The sequence below is a fragment of the Pseudonocardia sp. N23 genome (assembly GCF_002583555.1).
Classification (GTDB): Bacteria; Actinomycetota; Actinomycetes; order Mycobacteriales; family Pseudonocardiaceae; genus Pseudonocardia.
This window is the reverse complement of the sequence record NZ_BEGX01000104.1, coordinates 1-893: the sequence shown is the minus strand read 5'-3', so window position 1 is coordinate 893 and position 893 is coordinate 1. Positions and strand designations below refer to the sequence as shown.

The 893-nt window shown below is 69.5% G+C and carries 1 protein-coding gene; it reads right to left on the bottom strand.

The genetic code is table 11. The features are described from left to right. Nucleotides 1–893: lipoyl synthase (gene lipA, locus TOK_RS23080; RefSeq protein WP_253258578.1), on the bottom strand; the 893-nt coding region annotated here is incomplete at both ends.

Below are 893 nucleotides of genomic sequence, written 5' to 3'. Positions count from 1 at the left end.
AGCCGTCCGGCGCGGTAGGAGGAGCGCACCAGCGGCCCGGCCATCACACCTGCGAAGCCGATGCGTTCGGCTGTCTCGGAGTGGGTGACGAACTCCTCCGGCTCGACCCAGCGTTCGACCGGGTGGTGGCGCGGGGTGGGGCGCAGGTACTGGGTGATCGTGATGATCTCGCAGCCCGCGTCGTGCAGGTCCTGCAGCGCCGAGGTGACCTCGTCGGGGGTCTCGCCCATGCCCAGGATCAGGTTGGACTTGGTGACCAGCCCGGCCTGGCGGGCCTTGGTGATGACGTCGAGGGAGCGGTCGTAGCGGAACGCCGGGCGGATCCGCTTGAAGATCCGCGGCACGGTCTCGAGGTTGTGTGCGAACACCTCCGGCCGGGACGCGAACACCTCGTCGAGCAGGGCGTCGATGTTGTTGAAGTCCGGGGCCAGCAGCTCCACCCCGGTGCCGGGGTTGAGCTCGTGGATGAGGCGGACGGTCTCGGCGTAGAGCCAGGAGCCGCCGTCGGGCTGGTCGTCGCGGGCGACGCCGGTGACGGTGGAGTAGCGCAGGCCCATCTGCTGGACGGACTCGGCGACGCGGCGGGGTTCGTCGCGGTCGAGGTCGGCGGGCTTGCCGGTGTCGATCTGGCAGAAGTCGCAGCGGCGGGTGCACTGTTCGCCGCCGATGAGGAAGGTGGCCTCGCGGTCCTCCCAGCACTCGTAGATGTTGGGGCAGCCGGCTTCTTCGCAGACGGTGTGCAGCCCACCGGTACGGACGAGCGACTTGAGCTCGGTGTACTGCGGCCCGGTCCTGGCCCGGGTGCGGATCCACGACGGCTTCCGCTCGATCGGGGTCTCGCTGTTGCGGACCTCCAGGCGGAGCATCTTGCGACCTTCCGGTGCGATCGTCAC